The 22,451-nt window shown below is 46.5% G+C and carries 8 protein-coding genes; 7 read left to right on the top strand and 1 reads right to left on the bottom strand.

Annotated elements, in window-relative coordinates:
- The first annotated feature begins 226 nt into the window (after positions 1–226).
- Entirely contained in the window at positions 227–1,057 is an 831-nt protein-coding gene (locus tag MH215_RS22945) for an endonuclease/exonuclease/phosphatase family protein (protein WP_239293494.1), read from the top strand.
- Positions 1,058–1,173: 116 nt separating this feature from the next.
- Here the strand turns inward: MH215_RS22945 and MH215_RS22940 are convergent, their stop codons facing one another.
- Complete coding sequence (locus MH215_RS22940) at positions 1,174–1,995, bottom strand: methyl-accepting chemotaxis protein (RefSeq protein ID WP_239293572.1); 822 nt, start codon at positions 1,993–1,995, stop codon at positions 1,174–1,176.
- 541 nt (positions 1,996–2,536) lie between these two features.
- On the opposite strand from MH215_RS22940, the gene MH215_RS22935 reads away from it, so the two are divergent.
- The 6 genes from MH215_RS22935 (at position 2,537) to MH215_RS22910 (ending at position 22,450) form a co-directional block, all read left to right on the top strand.
- Positions 2,537–4,849: a glycoside hydrolase family 88/105 protein gene (locus MH215_RS22935; RefSeq protein ID WP_239293493.1), complete on the top strand. Its 2,313-nt coding sequence runs from the start codon at positions 2,537–2,539 to the stop codon at positions 4,847–4,849.
- Positions 4,850–5,176: 327 nt separating this feature from the next.
- The gene (locus tag MH215_RS22930) at positions 5,177–5,656 is read left to right on the top strand and encodes an ArsR/SmtB family transcription factor (protein WP_239293492.1); all 480 of its coding nucleotides are present in this window, start codon (positions 5,177–5,179) and stop codon (positions 5,654–5,656) included.
- Positions 5,653–6,936 carry an MFS transporter gene (locus tag MH215_RS22925; RefSeq protein ID WP_239293491.1) on the top strand — a complete coding sequence of 428 codons (1,284 nt, stop codon included), beginning with the start codon at positions 5,653–5,655 and terminating at the stop codon, positions 6,934–6,936. Before MH215_RS22930 ends, MH215_RS22925 begins: the two co-directional genes overlap by 4 nt.
- Positions 6,937–7,310: 374 nt before the next feature.
- A complete protein-coding gene (gene kamA / locus MH215_RS22920; RefSeq protein WP_239293571.1) occupies positions 7,311–8,714 on the top strand; it encodes a lysine 2,3-aminomutase in 1,404 nt (467 codons plus the stop codon).
- A 73-nt stretch (positions 8,715–8,787) separates the two neighbouring features.
- Positions 8,788–14,583: a non-ribosomal peptide synthetase gene (locus MH215_RS22915; protein ID WP_239293490.1), complete on the top strand. Its 5,796-nt coding sequence runs from the start codon at positions 8,788–8,790 to the stop codon at positions 14,581–14,583.
- Positions 14,576–22,450: a non-ribosomal peptide synthetase gene (locus MH215_RS22910; RefSeq protein WP_239293489.1), complete on the top strand. Its 7,875-nt coding sequence runs from the start codon at positions 14,576–14,578 to the stop codon at positions 22,448–22,450. The genes MH215_RS22915 and MH215_RS22910 overlap by 8 nt, the downstream gene beginning before the upstream one ends.
- Position 22,451 lies beyond the last annotated feature (1 nt).

The following is a 22,451-nucleotide window of genomic DNA, read 5'->3' as shown; positions in this document are numbered from 1 at the left end:
GGTGTGAATTTAATGTATATATCATATCAGTTATAGGACAATCCGTGCAGGAGTTCTGTGAATGAAACCAATTTTTGGTGAATGCATTTCTCCATGAAGACAAGTTCATCGTAGCCATATGTATGCGAAATGTGCATGTATTGTGTATGCTTAGGGTATGTATTCTACCGAGGAACCATGCAATAACAGGCGATACCTAACATTAAAATCAGGCAGGAGAGAGTTTATGAAAATACTTACCTTAAACGCACACGCTTGGGCAGAAGAAGATCAACTGAACAAGATCAGCCAACTGGCTGATTTTATTAATACACATCAATTTGACATCATCTCCATGCAGGAGGTCAACCAATCGATTCAGGAAGAGGCCTTAACTACGGCAGAGCTGGAGCACTATTTTGCCACAGATTCAGACACGGTGGTCAAAAAAGACAATTATGCTTATGTGCTACTAACACAATTATCTGAAAAGTATTACTGGACCTGGATTCCTACCCATGTCGGATTCCGCAGATATGATGAAGGACTGGCGATTCTAAGCCGCACGCCAATTACGCAGGCATTTGGGGAATATGTATCCCACATGCGGGATTACAACAACTACCGAACACGCAAAATCGTCGGAATCCAGACGGTGTCGGATAGTGAAGAGGCATGGTTCGTGAATGGACATTATAACTGGTGGGATGACGAGCAGGAGCCTTTCAAGGGGCAATGGGATCTAACCGAGAGCAAACTTGCGCCGTATATGAAAGAACCTTTATATATTATGGGAGATTTTAATAATGTAGCCGAGATACGTGGACAGGGGTATGACTATATGATGAGTCATGGCTGGCATGATCTCTATACGACAGCAGCGCAGAAGGATGATGGCGCAACCGTTGTCAAAGCCATTGCTGGATGGGCGAATAACAGTCAGCCACTGCGCATCGATTATATTTTCTCGAATCGTCCTGTTCAGGCGAAGTCTTCAACGGTTGTTCTTAATGGCAAGAATGGGCCTGTTGTATCCGACCACTATGGTGTGGCTGTCGAAATTGAAATGAATACCTAAATTGAATCAAGCGAAAGCCTCCGCTGACTTCCAATTAAGGAATGAGGGCGGAGGCTTTTTGCTATCTAAACATATGTACATAACCTTCAAGAAAATCCTACATATCGAAACTAGGGTTATTCGAGCGACAACATCTTATGCACGAACGTTTTGAGATTGGCACTGGTGTGGCTCAGCTTATCAATACTTTCCATGAACTCACTTACGAGCTGTGCTTGATCTACCGTTGCTGTCGTAATCTGACCAATCTCTTGTTCCATATGTTTCATGGACTCCTGAACACTACCGAGGGAGGTTTCAATATCAGCCGCCGCTTGTTTCGTATGATCGGACAGTTTGCGTACTTCGCTCGCAACAACCCCGAAGCCACTCCCCAGATCACCTACGCGAGCAGCTTCAATCATAGCATTCAAGCCGAGCAGGTTCGTTTGTTCAGATACTTCACGAATCACATTGGTTACTTTGGTTACACTGACCGAGTTCTCTACCGCTTGCTTGGAGTTGCGCAGAATTTCTTCTGATGTCGCGGATAGTTCTTCTGAGTGTGCTGCGATCTGTTGAATGCCACCAACGAGGGCGTTAATCGTACTTTCATTTTCAGTAATTAGTGACTCTAGCGTAATGTGATTATCCAGTGCATAGTTTACACCGAGGATACCTACAACCTGATCATTCTCTTTAATGGGAATGAGAATCGCGTCGAACGGTCTACCTTGCAGATCACCAGGCATCCGTGCCACGGTACGTGTATCTTTGTTAACTAACATTTTGAAATTCTTATAATCATCATGCAGCTCATCGCCGACTTTCACACCAATATCCAGACTTTTTGCTTCGGAAAAGTATAAAACTTTCTCATGATCATTAATAGAGATGGATACATCATCACGAAACATTTGACTGACAAAAGGCATTGCATTTACCAAAGATTCAAGCATATTCAAATTTCATCTTTCCTTTCCAATACAAAAAGTGGAATTTCCAGTCTAATACCTATATCGGCAAGGCATTCCTTTTTTTAAACCATTGTTTAAATATTTATAGAGGTTGTTCAAAAAGTTCGCTTTTGATTACGAAGGATGCACGAGCAGCATCTCAGCATCGAAGATGGAATTCAGCCGAAATAAGCGGGATGCTTACGGAGCTCGTTTCCTTCGGAAACATGTAGTTGCTCACGTAGTTTTGCCTACGCTCCGCTACTCCATTTCTATCTTCATCCCATCTTCTCGGTACTGAAAACCGCCCTTTTTGAACACGCACTTGTAGGAAGTAAAATTGTAAGCGTAAACAAAAATCTGTAGCCATGAGCAAACATGTCAGGTATACTGGGGATAATATTCACCTATTACAAAACGATGAAGCAATCTATTGTATCGATAATCAAGGGGATATCCTACTTAGGTTAAGCGCTATACTTAATGTGTTTTTTCCCCAGCATACTTATAATTTTATTCCACGGGAGAGGAAAGTGGGCATTTCATGACAACCTATTTCAGTGAACCACAGAGCATGTACTATCGTTTCGGGGATGATCAGGATCAGGTATTGAAAGTGCTGGCTGAGCGATATATTGGAGCCAATGCCCAAGCGGATTTCGTATATCGTTTATTTCAGAAGTCGGGCATTATGCAGAATGATAAAGGGTTGTATGATCTGAATTTAGGTAAACGCTTTCCAGAAGCAGAGAAAGGGCAGACGGTTTACGCTGCAGCGCTGGTCTGGGGGGATGAAGACCGTAACCTGGATGTGCTTATCCGGTGTTATGGTCCCGTTCGATTTTATTTTAATGAGCAACTCGTGTACCGCTCTACAGTTATAGATGAAATTACCCCAGACGCAACGGTGAAATTGGGAATTGATATTAAACCAGGCTGGAACACGTTGCTGTTACAAATGAGCTGCACCCCTGCTGGTTTTGGGTGTCAATTTGGATCTGACGAGGGTAAGGTTCGCATTCTGAATGTACTTTCTCCTTTTGAAGAAAGACTGGGGCAAGCAGGTTGGGTATATTCCAATCTCACTAACCAGGATATCTCGGTATCACTAAACTCATCTGGTGGTGGGCAAACTGCGCTGAATTTAATAGGAAAAGAACAGGATACTGGGCTGACGTGGTTCCCTAACCCCGAGTGGTCAGAAGCCCAACAAGTCATGCCTACTCTGGAGCGTATATATGGACATCTTCCTGGCCATCGGGTGTATGCAAGAACTCGTCTGAACAACAACGATGCGACAGGAGCGAAGGTTCAATTATCTGGAACCTGCTCTGGTTCGATCCAAGTGTGGTATCAAGGTGAAGAAGTAATCCGGCTTGCAGAAGCAGGTTCATTTACGGAGGAAGTGGATGCTTCTTTTGGACGGAGCGAATTGTTGGTGTGCAGTGAATGTAGCGATGCTGAGACGCCGTGGCAATTTACATTAACGGCCTCGGTAAATGGAAAAGAATTAAAGTTCGAACTGCCGCAGCGAGTACACGGTGTGTCCGGAGAATCATGGTTATATGCTGGGCCGTTCAAGGCTGGATCTGAACCGGCGGCGCAGGATATGGATCGATTCGACAAGGTGTACGCAACGGGAACAACAGGGTCATCCCCATCCGATCGTTTACCAGAGGAGAAAACGTATTGGCGGCTGGATCGTCCAGATGCTTGGGTACGTCCGTACTATGAGAATGCGATGCTTAGCAATAAGTGGACGGTAGGTAGCGTGACCAACTATGGGCGTTGGGATTATCCACTTGGTGTAACCGTATATGGCTTGTTACAGGCTGGCCGTCATTTACAGCGACCGGATATTACGCGGTATGCGGTTGAACATGTGCAGACATGTACTCGGATGTACGAATATTCGTTGTGGGATCGGGAGCAGTACGGATTCCCGGCAGTGAACCAACAGTTGGTGATGCTCAAGATGTTGGACAATTGTGGTTCGTTTGGCTCAGCTATGCTGGAAGCGTATTCAGAGCATCAGGAACCAACAGCCCTACCGATTGCTGCACGGATTGCTGATTTTATGTTATCTCGATTGGAACGCCAGGAGGATGGTGCTTTTTACCGCGAGTGCACTGGGGAATATGCCGAGAATACGATGTGGGCGGACGATCTGTATATGAGCACACCGTTTCTGGTTCGTTATGCCCGCTTGACGGGAAATACAGCAGCTCTGGATGAGGCGGCTAGACAGTTTTTGTTATACCGAAAGTATCTATTTATGTCTGATTACAAAATCATGTCCCATGTATATGACTTCAAATATGGGCAAGCGACACGAGTACCGTGGGGGCGGGGAAATGGTTGGACACTATTCTCGTTAACGGAGGTGCTGGAGGCTCTTCCTGAAGGGCATGCGGATCGCCCAGCTTTGATTGATTTTTATAATGAACTATGTGAGGGGTATGCTGCACTTCAAGACCCGAGCGGGTTATGGCACCAGGTATTGAATGATGCAGATACGTATCTGGAGGCATCGTGTACAGCTATGTTTACCTACGGATTTTCCCGAGGTGTTCGATTCGGATGGTTCCATCATCCTGAACGTTATATTGTAGCGGCGGAGCAGGCATGGAGTGGGTTAACGAAGTATGCGATTGACCGTCAAGGTAATGTACATGGGGTATGTAGTGGATCGAGATACGCATTCACAGCAGAGTATTACAACAAGGATCTCCTGACAGTCACCAACGACAACCATGGGATTGGAATTATGATGCTTGCGGGTACAGAGTTAGCGCGAATGAAAGAGCACTTGAGTCAATCTGCTGCGAGTCAGACGAAGACCGCACTGCATTCCTAGTTTTTTTACGTGAACACAGTATTTCAATAGTCTGTATGCTTTATTCAATGGGTGTACATGTGTGTAGTTTTATGTGTTACATGCGATGTATCTCGGGGTGGTATCTCAGTTTATATGCTTCGTGTAGCTTTATATGTCCTGTGTGGCCTGGTTGCGGATTCTCCATTGGAGATCAGTGATCAGGCTATTTTTATAAAATAATTGACAAATTGTTCCATGAGTTGATATGATGCTTCCAATACGATTTAGATTTATAAATCGATTTAAATTAGCGATTTAATTTCTGGTTTAATGTTTACATTATGAAGGTTATTGAGGTGAACTACCATGTCAGACGAAACATTGCAACCGATGGATATCACATTGGAACAACAGAAGATTATTTCACATCCGTTCCGGGTTGAGATCATTATTTTGTTATCCGAGCAGCCGATGACCTCCAAGCAGGTAGCAGACCGGTTGGATAAAGACCCTGGTACAACGTATTATCACATCCAGCAATTGTTTAAGCATGAGATTTTGGAGCTGGTACATACGGAGGTTTCGAGAGGAATTGTTGAGAAGTTTTACAGAGCCAAAGCGACGTTGTTTCGAGTAAATGATTCAGAACTTAAGGTGAAGCGACAATTTCGGGCTAAGCGTGATAACTATATCATGCTGTCCGAGGCAGAATTGGCTGCTTTAAGTGACGAAATCTCAGAGTTGTTCTACAAATATACACAGCAGTCACTCACGTCTAAGCAAGATAGAACGGCGTACCAGATCAGTTTCGAAGCAAAAGAGTATGATGAGGGGGAGATCACTTGAGTACGCGTTTGTTCAATCGAAATTTTAATATACTATTGTCTGGTATGTTCGTCAAAGGCATCGGAACGGGTGTGTACGAGGTGGCTGGCATGCTGCTTGTACTTGCGATCAGCGGCAATGTATTTTATTCAGGATTAGCCTATTTTGCGATCAGTGCTGCGGATTGCTTAGGCTTCCTGATTGCCCCTTTTGCCAATTACGTATCGTACAAAAAAAGTCTCGTGTTCTGTGAATTTCTAAAGTCAGCCTTATTGTTCTCGATTCCGCTCTTTGCTGTATTATTTGGATTGAACGTATTTTATTGCATTCTCGTACTGTTCATCGTAGCGATGATCTCACAGTTTACCTACCCCGTAGAATCTACAGTCATCCCCAGTATCGTACCTCAAGATAGCCTGGTACAGGCTAACTCATATCTGAACACACTCCGGGAAAGTATGAACATCGTATTTCTCGCTGTTGCGGGCATCGTGGTTGCATTCATCGGCCCCGTGCAAGCGATTCTTATTACGGCTATATGTCATTTGTGTACGTCCTTAATCTACACCCTGTATCGCTTTGATTTTCAAAATACCGATGAGAAGGAGCAGCCAGAGATCAGTAAATGGCTCCAAAATTACAAACAAGACTTTATGGCTGGAATCCGTTATATCACAGGTTCATCGATTATCCCCCATCTGGTCGTTGCTTGCTTCTTCGTTAACTTTTTCATTGCTGCGATGTTCGCCACACTTCCGGCATTTGCCCTGATGCAAGGTGGGAGTGAATCCTACTATGGGTATTATATGGCGGCAATGTCCGTAGGACTGTTATGTGGAGCGATCATTACACCGCGTGTTGGGAAATTCCCTTTTGGTAAGCTAACCGTGCTCTGCGGCGTATCTTCAGGGTTATTGTGGATCGGTGCAAGTATGTTGCCGGTAATCCCATCTATTGCACTCTATGGTGCAGGGTTTGTAACGATTGGAATTTTCAATGTACTGATGTTCTCCGCAATTCAAAGACAGATCGAAACCTCCATGATTGGTAGAGTCATTACCGTTGTATCCAGTGCCGCAGCGTTTAGTATGCCGATTGGAGCTTTGGTGGGTGGAGCGATTGGTTCGATAAGCCCTCTGTATTCCATTTTACTTGGTGGCATTGCCATGGTGATCTTTGGTGTGTATTGGCTCGTTAGCGGTGTGCTCCGGAAGTTGCCATCCATTGATCAGCTGGAATTATCAGAAACAGCAACTGTTCCAAACTCATATCATGAACCTGTGAAGGATGCACATGCTTAGTAAAGTCTACTTTCATTTATATTTTTGGTTTCAAGAAGGGAAGTGCTAAATACGAAAGATAAGTCATTTGCGAATAAAATGTAAAATTAAGTAATCAATAATATAAAATTGTAATTTTCTATTTCAATTATAGCAAAATATGGTTACAATAGTCCTTAAAGATATATTTGTATATTATTTCAAATAAATCTTATAGAGTACATCGCTGATGTACTCCCGTGTGTATATGAATGTAATTGTGAATGTACTTATGAATGCACAAGGGAATTTTCGATGTTTCTGTAGAGTAGTCGTAGTCTTCGATGCTAAGTAGTCATGAATCACATAACTAGGTATGGTGAAGGGGAGAGATGTTTTTGTACACTCAACGTGAAATGCCAGATAAAGCCGCTCAGCACAGAAGACACTATCAGGAAGTCGAATTATGGGAGAACGTCGAAGAGAAGGACTGGAATGATTGGATATGGCAACTGACTAATACAATCAAAACTGTGGATCAACTCAAGAAAGTTATTCGTCTAACACCGGATGAGGAAGAAGGTGTTCGGATTTCCGCTCAGACGATTCCACTCAATATTACGCCTTATTATGCTATGTTAATGGATCCAGACAACCCCGATTGCCCTATTCGTAAGCAGAGTGTTCCGATATCCCAAGAGATGAAGATGATGAGTTACGACCTCGAAGATCCTCTTGCGGAAGATGATGATTCACCGGTTCCAGGGCTAACCCATCGCTATCCTGACCGAGTTCTGTTCCTCATTACCAATCAATGCTCGATGTATTGCCGTTATTGCACGCGAAGACGATTCTCTGGTCAGATCGGCATGGGAGTTCCCAAGAAACAGATGGAAGATGCAATTGCCTATATTCGTAATACACCAGCTGTGCGCGATGTGCTTCTATCAGGAGGAGACGGATTGCTGGTCAATGACAAGATTCTAGAGTACATCATCAGTGAGTTACGCAAAATTCCACATGTCGAGATCATTCGAATCGGCACGAGAGCCCCAGTTGTATTTCCACAACGCATTACCGAGAATCTGTGCAACATGCTCAAGAAATATCATCCTATCTGGCTTAACACCCACTTTAATACACCTATTGAAATTACAGACGAAGCCAGAAGAGCCTGTGAGATGCTAGCAGATGCAGGTGTTCCATTAGGCAATCAATCGGTATTACTCAAAGGAATCAATGATAGCAGCCATATTATGAAGAAACTAAATCTGGACCTCGTTAAGATGCGAGTTCGTCCTTACTATATGTATCAATGCGACTTATCGGAGGGAATTGGTCATTTTCGGACAACGATCTCCAAAGGAATTGAGATTATGGAATCGCTCAGAGGACATACTTCCGGTTATTCCGTACCTACCTTTGTGGTGGATGCTCCAGGCGGTGGTGGTAAAATTCCAGTTCAGCCTAATTACATCGTTTCTCAATCTCCTGGCAAAACCATTCTACGGAACTTTGAAGGCGTAATTACAGCTTATCCTGAGCCTCGCAACTATGAGGAAGGGACAGCAGATCGCTACTTTGATGCTTATTATGGCAATTCAGTTGCCTATCGAACCACAGGTGTATCTAACTTTTACCACGGGGATGAACAGGAGAGTCTCGTTCCGGATGAGCTGGAAAGATATTCCAAGAGGGAAGCCTTCAGGAACAGTGGAGCTGAGACCTTGAAGGATAAACGGGAAAATCGTGATCGACTTAAGGAGAAGAAGATGAATAAAGATCTTCGTCCATCCAGCGAACATATCCTTGCTGATTAATGTTGGTAAATTTCAATGAGACAGGCACCTCCATTCATGCAATGGGTCATCATAGTCAAGGGAGAGGATAGAGTTGATTTATTCTGAACGGAGCATCTCCTTTCTGGATGTGGATCATTCATTAATACAAGAGCTGCGGGGGATATGCCGGGCACAGGATACCTCTATGAGCATGATGATACTAGCAGCTGTACAAGTTCTCTTACATCGATATTCCGGTAAGGATGAGGTGGATATCGCCCTCGATTTCCCGCGGGATGAAGCAACGGAGCATGCCTCGCATTCTGGAGAAGACTTGAAGGATGTGATTTCGGTAAACACCGTTTTTACACCTACGCTTCCCTTTTCGAAGCTATTAACTCAAATTCATGATCAGTTTAGAAAGATTGCTGAAGAAGCTAGCCTTTGTCTGGGGTCTTGGACAGAGGGGATTGCTACAACGGAGAAGTGTCCAGAAAATCGGACGATGCGGGTATTTTTTAACATTGAGGATGCGCTAGGGTTAGTCAGAAAAGAGGAGAAGCAAGAAGTTCAAGCTAATACGCTATCATCGCTTGAAGATTCGTTCTCCACTGAGCTGATATGGAGTGTGACAGGGGCTTCATGTAACGTCCAGCTATTAAGTCATGGTAATACGGTTGATGAGGACAAGATAAGTGGCATGCGTGAGCATCTTGTATCGTTGCTTGCTCAGATTGCTGAGCAGCCTGACCTGGATGTAGATACAGTATCTTTTCTGACCCCATACGAGAAAGAACAGCTATTATCGGAGTGGTGTGCGCCGCACCTTGAGTTTCCTCAGGAGCAATGTGTGCATGAGCTTTTCGACCTTCAAGCCCAGAGCACACCGGATGCGATAGCGGTGGAATCACTGGATGCTCGCTTGAGCTATCGTGAGCTTGCAGAGGCATCTAACCGGCTGGCGAATTATTTGGAGACCAGGGGTGTGGTTCCCGGCGATCATGTTGGCATATATATGAGTCGATCCGTACATATGGCTGTGGCCAAGCTGGCTGTTCTGAAATGTGGTGGAGCCTATGTACCACTTGATATCAGTTACCCTGTAAGTCGGCTGGAATATATGGCTGGGCAAGCTGAGCTAGGATTTTTAATTATAGATGAGGCAGACCTCGAACTGGGAAGTGACGTAACCAAGATTCATTTAGGGACAGAACAGGACAGCATTGCTTCTCAAGCTATGACCTACCAACAGAGGGCACACGCTGATCTGCTTGCTTATGTTATTTTCACGTCGGGATCAACGGGATTTCCTAAGGGTGTGGCGATTCGTCACCGCTCATTGACTGGTTATCTGTACTCCATTATTCATGCATTGGAAATATCATCAGCAGATCGAGTTTTGCAATTTGCACCGATTAGTTTTGATGCCACGATTGAAGAGATCTTTCCGTTCTGGCTGAGTGGTGCAACGGTTGTATTTGTCCCTGATCCATATCGCTATCCAGATTCAGCTTTTACAACATATATCATCGAACAGCACATCAGCGTATTAAGCTTACCTACTGCGTTCTGGCATAGTTGGGTTGAGGACTGCGGAGAATTCGGATTTACTTTGCCTGATAACCTGCGCATGGTGCTGCTTAATGCCGAACAACCTTCTATGCTCATTTACGAAAAGTGGCTTCAGCTAGCCGGAGATCAGATCCAATTGATCAATACGTATGGTCCCACAGAGGCAACGGTTACGACCACATTGTTTGACATGAGCCAGATGAAAGAGGAATATGGCCGCATTCCAGCAGGATACGCTATTCCTAACGCTCGGATGTATGTGCTTGATGAGCGCCAGCAACTCATGCCACCTGGGTTTGCCGGGGAGCTTTATATCGGCGGAGAGGGCGTGGCGTATGGTTACTTGCAACAACCTGATCTGAATCGTTCTGTGTTTCTGGACAACCCTTTTGAACCGGGGTCTCGCATGTACAAGACCGGTGATCTAGTACGTTATCATCCCGATGGCTGTCTGGAGATCGTAGGTCGTATAGATAATCAGGTCAAAATTCGGGGATTCCGCATCGAGCTGGGTGAGATCGAAGCTTTATTATCCCAGCATCCTTTATTGAAGAATAACGTAGCGATGGTTCACGAATTTTCGCCGGATGACAAAAGAATTGTGCTCTACTATGTTCCCAAAATGCCCCATACCGGTGCAGTGAGTACAGAAGAACTATTTGCCTTTTTGAAAGATCACTTACCTGAGTATATGATGCCTTCCTTCTGGATCGAGCTGGATAACATCCCATTGTTGCCTAATGGCAAGCTGGATCGAAAGTCACTGCCATTGCCTGAGAGAAAGCATGAGGATTCCTCGAATCTAGACCTCTCGGAGTATCGGCCTACGGAGCGACAGGTGCTTGTCATATGGTCTGATGTCCTTGGACTGAGTGAGATTGGGCTACATGATCCGTTCTTCATACTTGGAGGGCATTCACTATTAGCTACTAGAATTATTTCTCGTATTCGACAGTCCTATCCTATTGATATAACGATCGCAGAGTTCTTTGAGCGACCAACCATTGCGGGCTTATCAGAGCTTATTGATGGCAGACTGCTGAACGGTAATGAATCGGAGTTACGACCAGCGCTGCTACTCCAATCTAATTTAGCGAATCCAGAGCCTTCTTTTGCTCAAAAGCGCTTTTGGTTCACACATCAGCTTCATCAGGATTCCTACAGTGATCATATGCCCTATGTGTGGGATGTAAAGGGTTCGCTGAATCTTGATGCACTGGAACGAGCAATTCATCAGATCCTATCACGGCATCATATCCTTCGAAGTAAGTATCCCAATATCAGCGGAGAGCCTGGTTATGCAATGGTACCTGAATCTGCTGACGATACGATTCTTATGTATGAAGATAGAGCCATTACCCGTAGTGAGGCCTTGCAATGGATTGAGCAGGAGGTAAAGCGTCCTTTCGATTTGACCTTAGGACAATTAGTTCGTATGCGTTTGTTCCGACTGGGGGAAGAGGAGTACCTGCTGTTCGTCAATATGCATCACATCGTTTCTGATGAATGGTCAGTGCAATTGTTTGTGAAGGAACTAGGTTTACTGTACGGAGATTACCTGCTGAAACGTCCTGTGTCGCTTGAGCCGTTACCTGTGCAGTATGAAGACTATGCCCAGATTCAGCGGCAATGGTTAAGTGGCGATGTTCTTCGCCGACATGAGGAATATTGGGTGAAGCAATTAGCTGATCTGACGCCTCTATCCTTGCCAACAGATAGGATGAAGTCGAAGCAGCAGAATAAGAGAAATGGGAAAACACTTGCGTTTCATATAAGTGATTCATTAAACAACGATTTGAAGCGTGTATGTGAAACGGCAGAAACGACATTGTATATGACGCTGTTATCTGCTTTCAATGTGCTGTTATATCGCTACACATATCAGGAAGATATAGCGGTCGGTTCTCCTATTACGAATCGAAATTGGTCAGAGACTGAAGATCTCATCGGGCTTTTTGTGAATACACTCGTTCTCCGTACACATGTCTCACCAGAGCAATCATTCATGGATCTGTTAGAGCAGGTGAAGAAGGTATCTGTTGAGGCTTATGCCCATCAGGAGTATCCATTCGAGCAACTAGTTGAGAAGCTGCAACCGGAACGGAAGAGAGAGACCTCACCGCTCTTTCAAGTGTTTTTTGCACTTCATAACACGCCGGACGAAAAGGTGATTATGCCTAATCTCAATATGGAATTATACGAGATGGATTTTGGCATTGCTCAATTTGATCTATCCCTCACGTTTAAGGAAACCGAGCACGGATTAACGGGGGAATGGGTTTACGATACGGATCTGTTCCATGAAGCAACCATTGTAAGAATGAAGGATCATCTCGTAACACTGCTTGAGGCGGTTGTTGCACAACCACAGCTTCAATTGAAAGATATTTCGATTCAGTCAGAGGCAGAGCATCAGCTTATGATTCACGAGTGGAATCAGACTGAACGGAGCTTCCCGGGAAGAGTTGCATTGCCGGAATTGGTCAGTTTGCAGGCTATGCAGACGCCAGCTCAAACGGCGCTTACCTTTGGAGAAAACGGTATATCCTATCAGCAATTAGAGAGCTGGAGTAATCAGCTAGCGTTTCAATTGCTTGAGCATGTGCAGTCAGGTGACTGTGTCGCTCTGTATATGGAACGTTCCATGGAGATGATGGTTGGCATACTTGGCATTATGAAATCAGGTTGTGCTTATGTTCCTATTGATCCTGCTCTCCCGGCAGATCGGATTAGCTATATGTTAAGCGACAGTGGAGCCAGTCTCGTGTTACGTGATGGTTCGATGCAGGTTCCACAGGATTACGCAGGTCACATCATGTCAGTGCCGCCTATGGAAACGAATCAAAAGGATGAGGAACGTCTTTCATTCACGAACCTGCAGGATTTGGCTTATATCATGTATACCTCGGGTTCGACAGGCAGACCTAAGGGTGTGGAAATCACTCATGAAGCACTTGTTAACTTTGCACATAGCATGATCCGACTGCTTGATTTCCAAACTGGAGATCGCATTGCTGCGCTAACGACCGTATCATTTGACATATTTGCTCTAGAGGCACTCGTGCCCCTTATTGTTGGAATGGAAGTAGCTCTAGCTTCAGGTAGAGAGCAGACGGATGTTCATGCGCTGAATCAGTTCCTAGCGCGTACGTCACCAGACTGGATGCAACTTACGCCTTCACGTCTGCAACAGATATGGGTGGATGAGCAGATGGAACAACGGTTAAGTGGAATGAACGGAATTATGCTAGGCGGGGAAGCACTACCGATGGCTCTGCTGCAACAATTACAAAGTCGATTCCAAGGTAAAATCTTCAACCTTTATGGTCCTACAGAAACCACAGTCTGGTCGCTTTCTCGTGATCTGACACATGCAGATACTGTAGATTTGGGTCGGCCGATTGATAATACAGAACTGTATATTCTAGATCCGTATTTGAATCCGGTTCCGATTGGAGTAGCTGGGGAGCTGCATATCGGAGGAAAAGGGCTTGCACGAGGGTATCACAACTTGGAACAGCTCACATCCGAGAAGTTTATAGCGCATCCCTATAGATCGGGAGAACGTGTCTACAAGACGGGTGACCTAGCCAAATATCGTGCAGACGGACATGTGGAATACTTGGGGAGAGCCGATTATCAGGTGAAAGTTAGGGGATTCCGCATCGAGCTACATGAGATCGAGCAGTACATGCACCAGCATGCTGCAGTGGATTCCATGGTGGTCACTGTGAACGAAGCGGTGCCTGGGGAAAAACAGCTCGTAGGTTATTTTGTTGTCAAAAGTGGATTACAGGTTACGGTGTCCGAGCTAAGAGAGTTCGCACGCCAGTCGCTACCTTACTATATGATCCCGACACTTTGGGTAGAGCTGGAGTCTATGCCGCTCTCGCCAAGTGGCAAAATTAATCGTAAAGCCTTGCCGGAACCTGATGAATTACATGTTACGCCCTCGAATGATTATGTTGAACCAACCACGGATTTGGAAGCAGTGCTATGCCAGATATGTGCGAACGTTCTGTCACTGGAACAAGTGGGAATCCATGATCACTTTTTTGAGATCGGCGGACACTCGTTGAAGCTAACACAATTCCTGTTCCAGGTAGAGCAGGCTTGCCATATCTCGATTCCGCTGGGTGATATTTTTGACCATCCTACCGTTCATGAACTGGCAACATATATCGAGGAAACGCATTCTGACTGGCAATTGACGTCAACACCGCTCACAGCAATCCAACGCAAGGAAACTGCGGATATCGTTGTGGATGCATTAACCGAGAAGGAAGTCGAGGAATTACTCGCAGCTCTATTAGAGGAGGATCAGCATCTTGGATAAAATTGAAACCTCAATGGAACAAAAGAGAGAGCTACTCAAAGCACTTTTGCAAAAGAAAGGGGAGAAAAAGTACTTCCCACTTTCATATACACAGCAGCGACTCTGGTTCATACATCAGTTCGACCCTGTGAATGTCGGTTATAACATTTCATTAAACTGGCGTATTCGTGGTTCATTGGATTGGCAAGTGCTTGAGCGGTGTTTTCAGGTAATTGTGGATCGTCATGATTCACTCCGCGCTACGTTTCACAATATGAACGGTCAAGTTGTTCAATCAATTCAGCCGCAGTTGCAGTTCAAGTTAGAACTGTTATCCCTAGATAAGGAACAAGAACTTGAGCAGGCTATCGTGGAGCGTGTGGAGCAGGAGAAGAATCGTGTCTTCGATCTTGGACAAGGTCCGTTGTTCAGGGCTGCTGTTCTCCCGGTTGAAGAGAATGATCATGTACTGCTCGTCAATATGCATCACATCATATCCGATGGCTGGTCGATCCGTCTGCTGTCCGAGGAGTTAACAACGCTGTACTCCTCGATGGCGAAGGGAAGCTCCTATACACTTGCTCCGCTCGATATCAAATACAGCGATTATGTGGTCTGGCAACGAGACTGGCTGCAGAGTGAGCAGGCAAATGAACAGATGGAGTTCTGGAAGGAGCGGTTGGATGGTGTACAGATGCTGCAGCTTCCAATTGACTTCCCTCGCCCTTCTGTGCAGACGTATCGGGGAGATCACGCTAGATTTAGCCTGTCATCTACACTGGAGAAGTCTCTCCAGCAATACGGTCGTGAGCACAAAGTGACACTTTACATGATCTTTCTATCTGCGTTCAAAACCCTAATGTACCGTTACAGCCAGCAGGAAGACATTGCTGTAGGTACACCTATTGCCAATCGGGTACGACAGGAAGTCACACCTCTCATTGGATCGTTTGTGAATACGCTCGTGCTGCGAACGTCGCTTCAGGGAAATACAAGTTTTGCTGAAGTGGTGCAGCAAGTGAAGAGCGAGGCAATGTTAGCTTACAAAAATCAGGATTTACCGTTCGAGAAGCTGGTTGAGGAGCTTCAGCCCGATCGAGATCCGGGTGTGTCGCCATTGTTCCAAGTGTTGTTCACCATGGAAGAGAACGATGATGCCTCTCTACAGCTGGACACGCTTGAGGTGGGCGCGATAGAGGTCAATTGGAGAACGTCTCTGTTCGATCTGTCACTGACGATGGAGCAGAATCACGACGGACTTTGTGGCTTATTTGAATATAATACCGACCTGTTTCATGAAGAAACGGTGGCTTGCATGGTAGGCCATTTCCAGCGGCTTCTTGAACAGGCTATGGCTAATCCAGAGCAGACTTTGGATCAATTTGAGCTATTGTCTACCCCAGAACGCCAGCAATTGCTGGTCGATTGGAATGAGACGGACCGAGCTTATAATTGGAGCTGTCTTGTGCACCAGCTGGTGGAAGAGCAAGCGGCAAGAGCGCCCGAAGCACTCGCTGCAACGGATGCGGATCGGCAGATCACGTATGGTGAGCTGAATGAACGGGCGAATGTCTTGGCGCATAATCTCCGTAAGCGGGGAGCACGTCCGGGGAGTTATGTAGGGGTCTGCACGGAGCGTTCCGTTGACTGGTTAGTTGGCATGCTTGGGGTGTTCAAATCAGGAGCCTGCTATGTGCCGCTAGACCCGACCTATCCAGAGGAACGACTGGCATACATGATGGCAGATGCCAATGTTCCGCTGTTGGTGACCCATTCGAAAGTACTGACCCGGTTGACCGTAGAGCCAGCGGTTGAGGTGCTCTGTTTGGATGGGGAATCAGATTGGGGGACATTGGATAGGGGCGAGAACGGTGAGCACAGAGCTAATCCGGAGCCATGGGCGACTGCGCAAGATCCAGCCTATGTGATCTATACGTCGGGTTCTACGGGACAGCCTAAGGGTGCAATCCTTCGTCATCAAGGCTTGCTGAATGTTGTTTTGTGGCACCAAGGTCGGTTTGGGACAAGCCCGGCAGACCGCGGTGCTCAGATCGCGCGGATGGGCTTTGATGCTTCCTTGCTGGAGACTTGGCCGCTGCTCTGCTCGGGAGGCAGTGTGCACCTGATGGAGCAAGAGATCGTGCTGAACCCCGAGGGATTGCAACACTGGTTGTTGGATCACCAGATCACCCTGAGCTGCTTCCTGCCTCCTGTGGTGGCAGAGCAACTGCTGCCGCTTACCTGGCCGCAGGATGGGGCATTACGAGCACTGCTCGCAGGCGGTGAACGACTACAGATGCGTCCACCGGCGTATCTCACCTTTGATTACGTGAACATCTATGGGCCAACGGAATGTACGATTCTCAGCACCGTGTCTACGGTAGAGGTGGAGGATGGTAGCTTTACCCCTCCATCGATTGGTGGAGCACTTCCGAATACGCAATTGTACGTATTGGACGCCCACCAGAATCCAGTACCTCGGGGGGTACCAGGAGAGTTGTACATTGGCGGGGTTGGAGTCGCTAACGGGTACTTGAACCGGGAGGAGCTGAATGCCGAGAAGTTTGTGGCACATCCGTTCCGTTCTGGGGAGCGCTTGTACCGAACGGGTGACTTAGTGAAATACAACCGGGATGCCACCTTGAGCTACATCGGTCGTGCGGATCATCAGGTGAAGATCCGGGGATTCCGCATCGAATTGGGTGAGATCGAATCGGTGTTAGTGGGTCACCCAGCTGTACATAGCGTCATTGTACAGGCGCGGGAAATAGGAGAAACAGGGAAGCAATTAGTTGCCTACATTGCGACTCAGCCGGAGGCCTCCCGTGGGAAAAGCAATGCTGTACTTGTCAACGAGCTGCGTGAATATATGAAGCCGAAGCTACCACAATTCATGTTGCCTGCGGCATGGGTCGTACTGGATCAGTTCCCTGTAACACCAAACGGCAAGGTGGATCGGAAAGCCCTGCCTGAACCAACGCCGAGTGAGCTGTATAGTGCACAGGACTATGTGGCTCCGCGTCATCCGGTGGAAGAGATGCTGGCGGGAATCTGGTCAGACGTACTGGGGTTACAGCGAATTGGTGCGCATGATCATTTCTTCGAGCTTGGGGGTCATTCGCTTCTAGCTACACAGATCATATCTCGGGTGAAGAAGTTATTTGGCATTGAGTATCCACTTGCCCAAGTCTTCCAACGTCCGGTGCTCTCTCAGATGGCGAAGTCCATTCGTGAGATTCAGGAAATTCAGGAAGAACGAATTGCTCCTGAAGAGATTGTTAGGGTTTCTCGGGAGCGGGAGTTGCCATTGTCCTATGCACAGCAACGGATGTGGTTCTTTGAACAGATGTATCCAGGCAATCGCAGTTATCATATCCCGTCCCTTTGGCGGATTCATGGTCAGTTGCGACCAGATCTGCTCGAGAATAGCTTAGCAAAATTGATACAGCGGCATGAATCGCTCCGTACTTGTTTTTTATCTGGATCAAACGGAGATCCGGTGCAGCACATTTTACCGACATTACCTTCTGTGTTTACTTATTTGGATTGGCAGAATCATTCTAACCCGCTTGAACAGGCACTTCACGGGATTGATGAAGATCGCGATCAAGCCTTTTCGCTGCAGGAAGGCCCGCTGCTGGGCGCATTGTTAATACAGATTGCACCGCAAGAATATCTGTTTAGTGTGACGATGCACCATATTATATCGGATGGCTGGTCTATGAGTATTTTTGCCCGGGAATTGGGTGAAATATATTCGGCTTTGAATGGTTCGGATGTGTCCGGTGAATCGAGCAATGTAGCAGAACGGGTGCTGCAAGGGCTACCTATTCAATATGCTGACTTCGCGGTGTGGCAACGAAAATGGATTGCGGATGGAATATTGGAACAACAGATGCAGTACTGGAGGCAGCAATTGCAGGGGGTATCGGTACTGCAGTTGCCGACGGATTATCCACGTCCTGCTGTACAGACATTTGAGGGAGCTGCGGAGCGTTTCACTCTAGCGCCTTCTCTACTCCAATCCTTGCAGCAGCTAAGCCGCCGTGAAGGAGTAACGTTATACATGTTGTTGCTGTCTGCGTGGAATGTGCTCTTATACCGTTATAGCCAGCAAGAGGATATTACAGTGGGTACACCGATTGCGAACCGGAACCAAGAAGCAACGGAAGGGCTGATCGGTTTCTTTGCGAATACACTCGTAATGCGTGCGTACCTATCGGATGATTTACGTTTTCGAGAGTTGTTGTCCCAGGTGAAGGAAATGGCACTAGGTGCCTACATGCATCAAGATGTACCGTTTGAAAAGCTCGTAAGCGAACTCCAGCCTGATCGGGAACCGAGCTACACTCCGCTGTTCCAAGTATTTTTTGCATTACAGAATGCGCCTGGGGATGATATCCGACTTCCGGACATGAAGGTAACTTCGGTAGAGCAGGCAAGCACAACTGCATTATTCGACCTGTCTTTGATTATGGAGGAAAGCGGCGAAGGTATATCGGGAGAGTTGATCTACAATACAGGATTGTTCGATCAGCAGAGCATCCAGCGGATGGTAGGACATCTACACATTTTACTGGAAGGTATCTCAAGTGCTCCGGAACAGGTTATTAGCCAGTTACCTTTGTTATCGAAGGAAGAAGAGAATCTTTTGTTAGTGGAATGGAATCGCACTGAGCGGGATTATTCCCTTGAGCAATGTATACATGAACTATTCGAGATGCATGCGGGGAGTGCACCTGATCAACTGGCAGTAGCTTACTTGAATGAGCAGTTAAGTTATGGAGAAATGAACCGTAAAGCGAATCAACTGGCTCATGAGCTTCGCAGACGAGGCGTTGTTCCTGGCACCAATGTAGGTGTCTATATTGATCGTTCTCCTGAATGGCTGACTGCGATGGTTGCAGTATTCAAATCCGGAGGATGTTACGTTCCACTCGATCCGAGTTATCCCGAAGGAAGACTGGAATATATGATGCAGGATGCTCGTGTTCCACTACTGATTACACAGTCTGGTCTGATGAATCGTTTGCAATGGACGGCAGAAACGATCTGTATTGATCAGGAGGAAACGTGGCTCAGGAGTGGTAATGACAACAATCCTTCAATAACGACAACGCCGGACGATGCAGCCTATATCATCTACACATCAGGCTCGACGGGTCTGCCCAAAGGTGTTGTGCTCAAGCATCGCGGTCTCCTCAATGTCGCACGTTGGCATCACGAACGGTATGACGTAACCCCGCGTGATCGCGCCGCACAAGCTGCGCGGATGGGCTTCGACGCCTCGATTTTAGAGGTCTGGCCATTCCTAAGCGCTGGGGCGAGTATTCATATTTTGGAGCAGCATATCGTTGCGGATGCAGAGGCGATTCGAGAGCAGATTAATGCCGAAGGTATTACCCGTTGCTTCTTATCTCCTATTATTGCAGAACAGCTCTTGGATCAACGCTGGCCGTCCCATGGATCACTGCGCACGATGATGACTGGTGGGGATCGGCTTCAGGTTCAACCGCCAGCCGGTCTGCCCTTTGAATATACGAACCATTATGGCCCAACAGAATATACCATTCTCTGTACAGCAGGAACGGTAGCTTCGAAGAAGGCAGATACACTGAATGTGGCTCCTTCCATCGGGAGTGTTCTGCCCAATACCGAGTTATACGTGCTGGATCGCCAGCGTAATCTGGTACCGGTTGGTGTACCGGGTGAATTGTATATCGGTGGTGTAGGACTGGCCTTTGGTTATCTCAACCGCGAAGAGCTAACAGCAGAGGCATTTATTCCACATCCGTTCAAGGCTGGAGAGCGTCTGTATCGAACGGGAGATCTGGTTCGTTATCGAACAAATGCCACATTGGAATTTGTTGGACGAGCAGATCACCAGGTGAAGCTTCGTGGCTTCCGAATTGAACTGGGCGAGGTTGAGTCCGTGTTGGCAGGGCATCCTGCCGTGAATTCTGCCATCGTACAGGTAAGAGAGACGGCAGGTACAGGCAGACAATTAGTCGCTTATTTTACATTACAGGGTGAGCAGAAGCAGATGGTGTCAGAGCTTCGGAACTATATGAAGCAGAAACTGCCACAGTATATGATCCCAGCCGCTTGGGTTCATTTGGATGAGTTGCCTCTTACACCGAATGGAAAGGTAGACCGCAAAGCATTACCTGAACCTAGTACACAAGAGAATGACAATAAGGAGAATCATGTAACGCCTCGTACACCTGTCGAAGAAGTGCTGTGCGAGATCTGGAGTGAGGTTCTGGGAGTTACACAGATCGGTGTGGAAGATAACTTCTTCGAACTGGGCGGCGACTCTATTGTCAGTATCCAGATGATTTTCAAAGCGAATGAGCGTGGCATTGCTCTCAAAAATCAGCAGGTCTTCCTCTATCCTACCATCGCCGAACTTGCTGTTCGAGCTTGGGAGGCACGGAGCTTAAATGAAGATCAGGGATCGGTTACGGGTACAGCGCCGTTAACTCCGATCCAGGAATGGTTTTTTGCACAACAACATGCGAGTCCGAATCACTGGAACCAGTCCGTTGTGATCAAGGTCGGAGCGCCATTGCAGCTGGATATCCTGCACCAGACGCTAGAGCTGCTGGAATCTCATCACGATGCATTGCGTATGGCGTTCAGCTTGGATGATCAACAACAAGCGTGGATGCAGACTGGTCGTGATTCAGGTACCGAGGTACAACTTACCATACGGGATTTATCTCATGTACAAGCTGCGGATATTCAAACGGCAGTAACGTCCGAATTGAATCAGATTCAGTCCAGTTTGGATATTGAAGCAGGCCCATTGTGGCATTCCCTTTATATGCGCATGGGTTCCACACGGCCAGATCTACTAGCGATCGTCATTCACCATCTGGTCGTGGACAGTGTATCGTGGAGAATTTTGATGGAGGATCTGGAGAATATCTATACGAATCTGGTGAGCCAGCAAAAAGTCCGTCTTCCTTTAAAAACGACGTCCTTTCTGAAATGGTCAGAACGACTGGCTGATTATGCAAGCCATAATATTACCGAACAAGTTGAGCAGTATTGGACACATGTCAGTGAGCAGATTAAACGACATGAATTCCAGCTTAAATTAGACGATGCACAAGGTAGCAATCAGGTAGCAGATACAGCAGTTGTCCTCAGAACGTTGAAGTTGGAGCCAACTACTATATTGCGAGAAGAAGTTACTCGGCAGTTGCATGTTCAGGTTAACGAGGTTTTATTTGCTGCTTTTGCCAGCACGTTAGCGAATTGGAGTGCAAGCGACCACGTATGGATTCATCTTGAAGGACATGGCCGTGAAGAGATCGCCGAGGATCTGAACCTAAACCGTACGATTGGATGGTTTACCAGTATGTATCCTGTGTACGTAAATCTCAGTGGTGTTCATCAAGTAGACGGACTGATCAAGCATGTTCAGGAGCAACTTCTCCGTATTCCGAACAAAGGCATGGATTATGGTATTTTGCGCTACTTGAAGCGCTATCCGGTGTTAACTCAGAATGCTGCAGCACCCATAGCGAGCTTTAATTATCTGGGTCAATATCAGACGTCTGGCAAATATTCCGGATTCGAGGAAACGGAAGAGTATACGAGCCTTGACTGGGGTTCAGATAATGAACGGGGTCATCTCATTGATGTTGTGTGCTGGATTTCAGGTGGGGAACTTCATTTGAAATGGATGTATAGCAACCGTCAATTTTCACAGAGTAGCGTGGAAAGAGCAGCAGATTATTTTAATGAAGTGATTCAAGAGGCCGTGGCACTTGTCCAACATACCGGAATGGTCAATAAGTTATCCCGAGTGCTTCAAGATAACCAATTATCCGAATTCGAACTGGAGAGTATTGCAAACGAACTAGAGGAGGAGTACTGAC

It is taken from the genome of Paenibacillus sp. ACRSA, assembly GCF_022346845.1.
In the GTDB taxonomy this organism is placed as follows: domain Bacteria; phylum Bacillota; class Bacilli; order Paenibacillales; family Paenibacillaceae; genus Paenibacillus.
This window is presented reverse-complemented; position numbering and strand designations above follow the sequence as displayed.

Excerpts from the sequence above, each read along its gene's own strand:
- MH215_RS22945 (WP_239293494.1), top strand. The coding sequence starts at position 227 with ATGAAAATACTTACCTTAAACGCACACGCTTGGGCAGAAGAAGATCAA.
- MH215_RS22940 (WP_239293572.1), bottom strand. The coding sequence starts at position 1,995 with ATGCTTGAATCTTTGGTAAATGCAATGCCTTTTGTCAGTCAAATGTTT.
- MH215_RS22935 (WP_239293493.1), top strand. The coding sequence starts at position 2,537 with ATGACAACCTATTTCAGTGAACCACAGAGCATGTACTATCGTTTCGGG.
- MH215_RS22930 (WP_239293492.1), top strand. The coding sequence starts at position 5,177 with ATGTCAGACGAAACATTGCAACCGATGGATATCACATTGGAACAACAG.
- kamA (WP_239293571.1), top strand. The coding sequence starts at position 7,311 with ATGCCAGATAAAGCCGCTCAGCACAGAAGACACTATCAGGAAGTCGAA.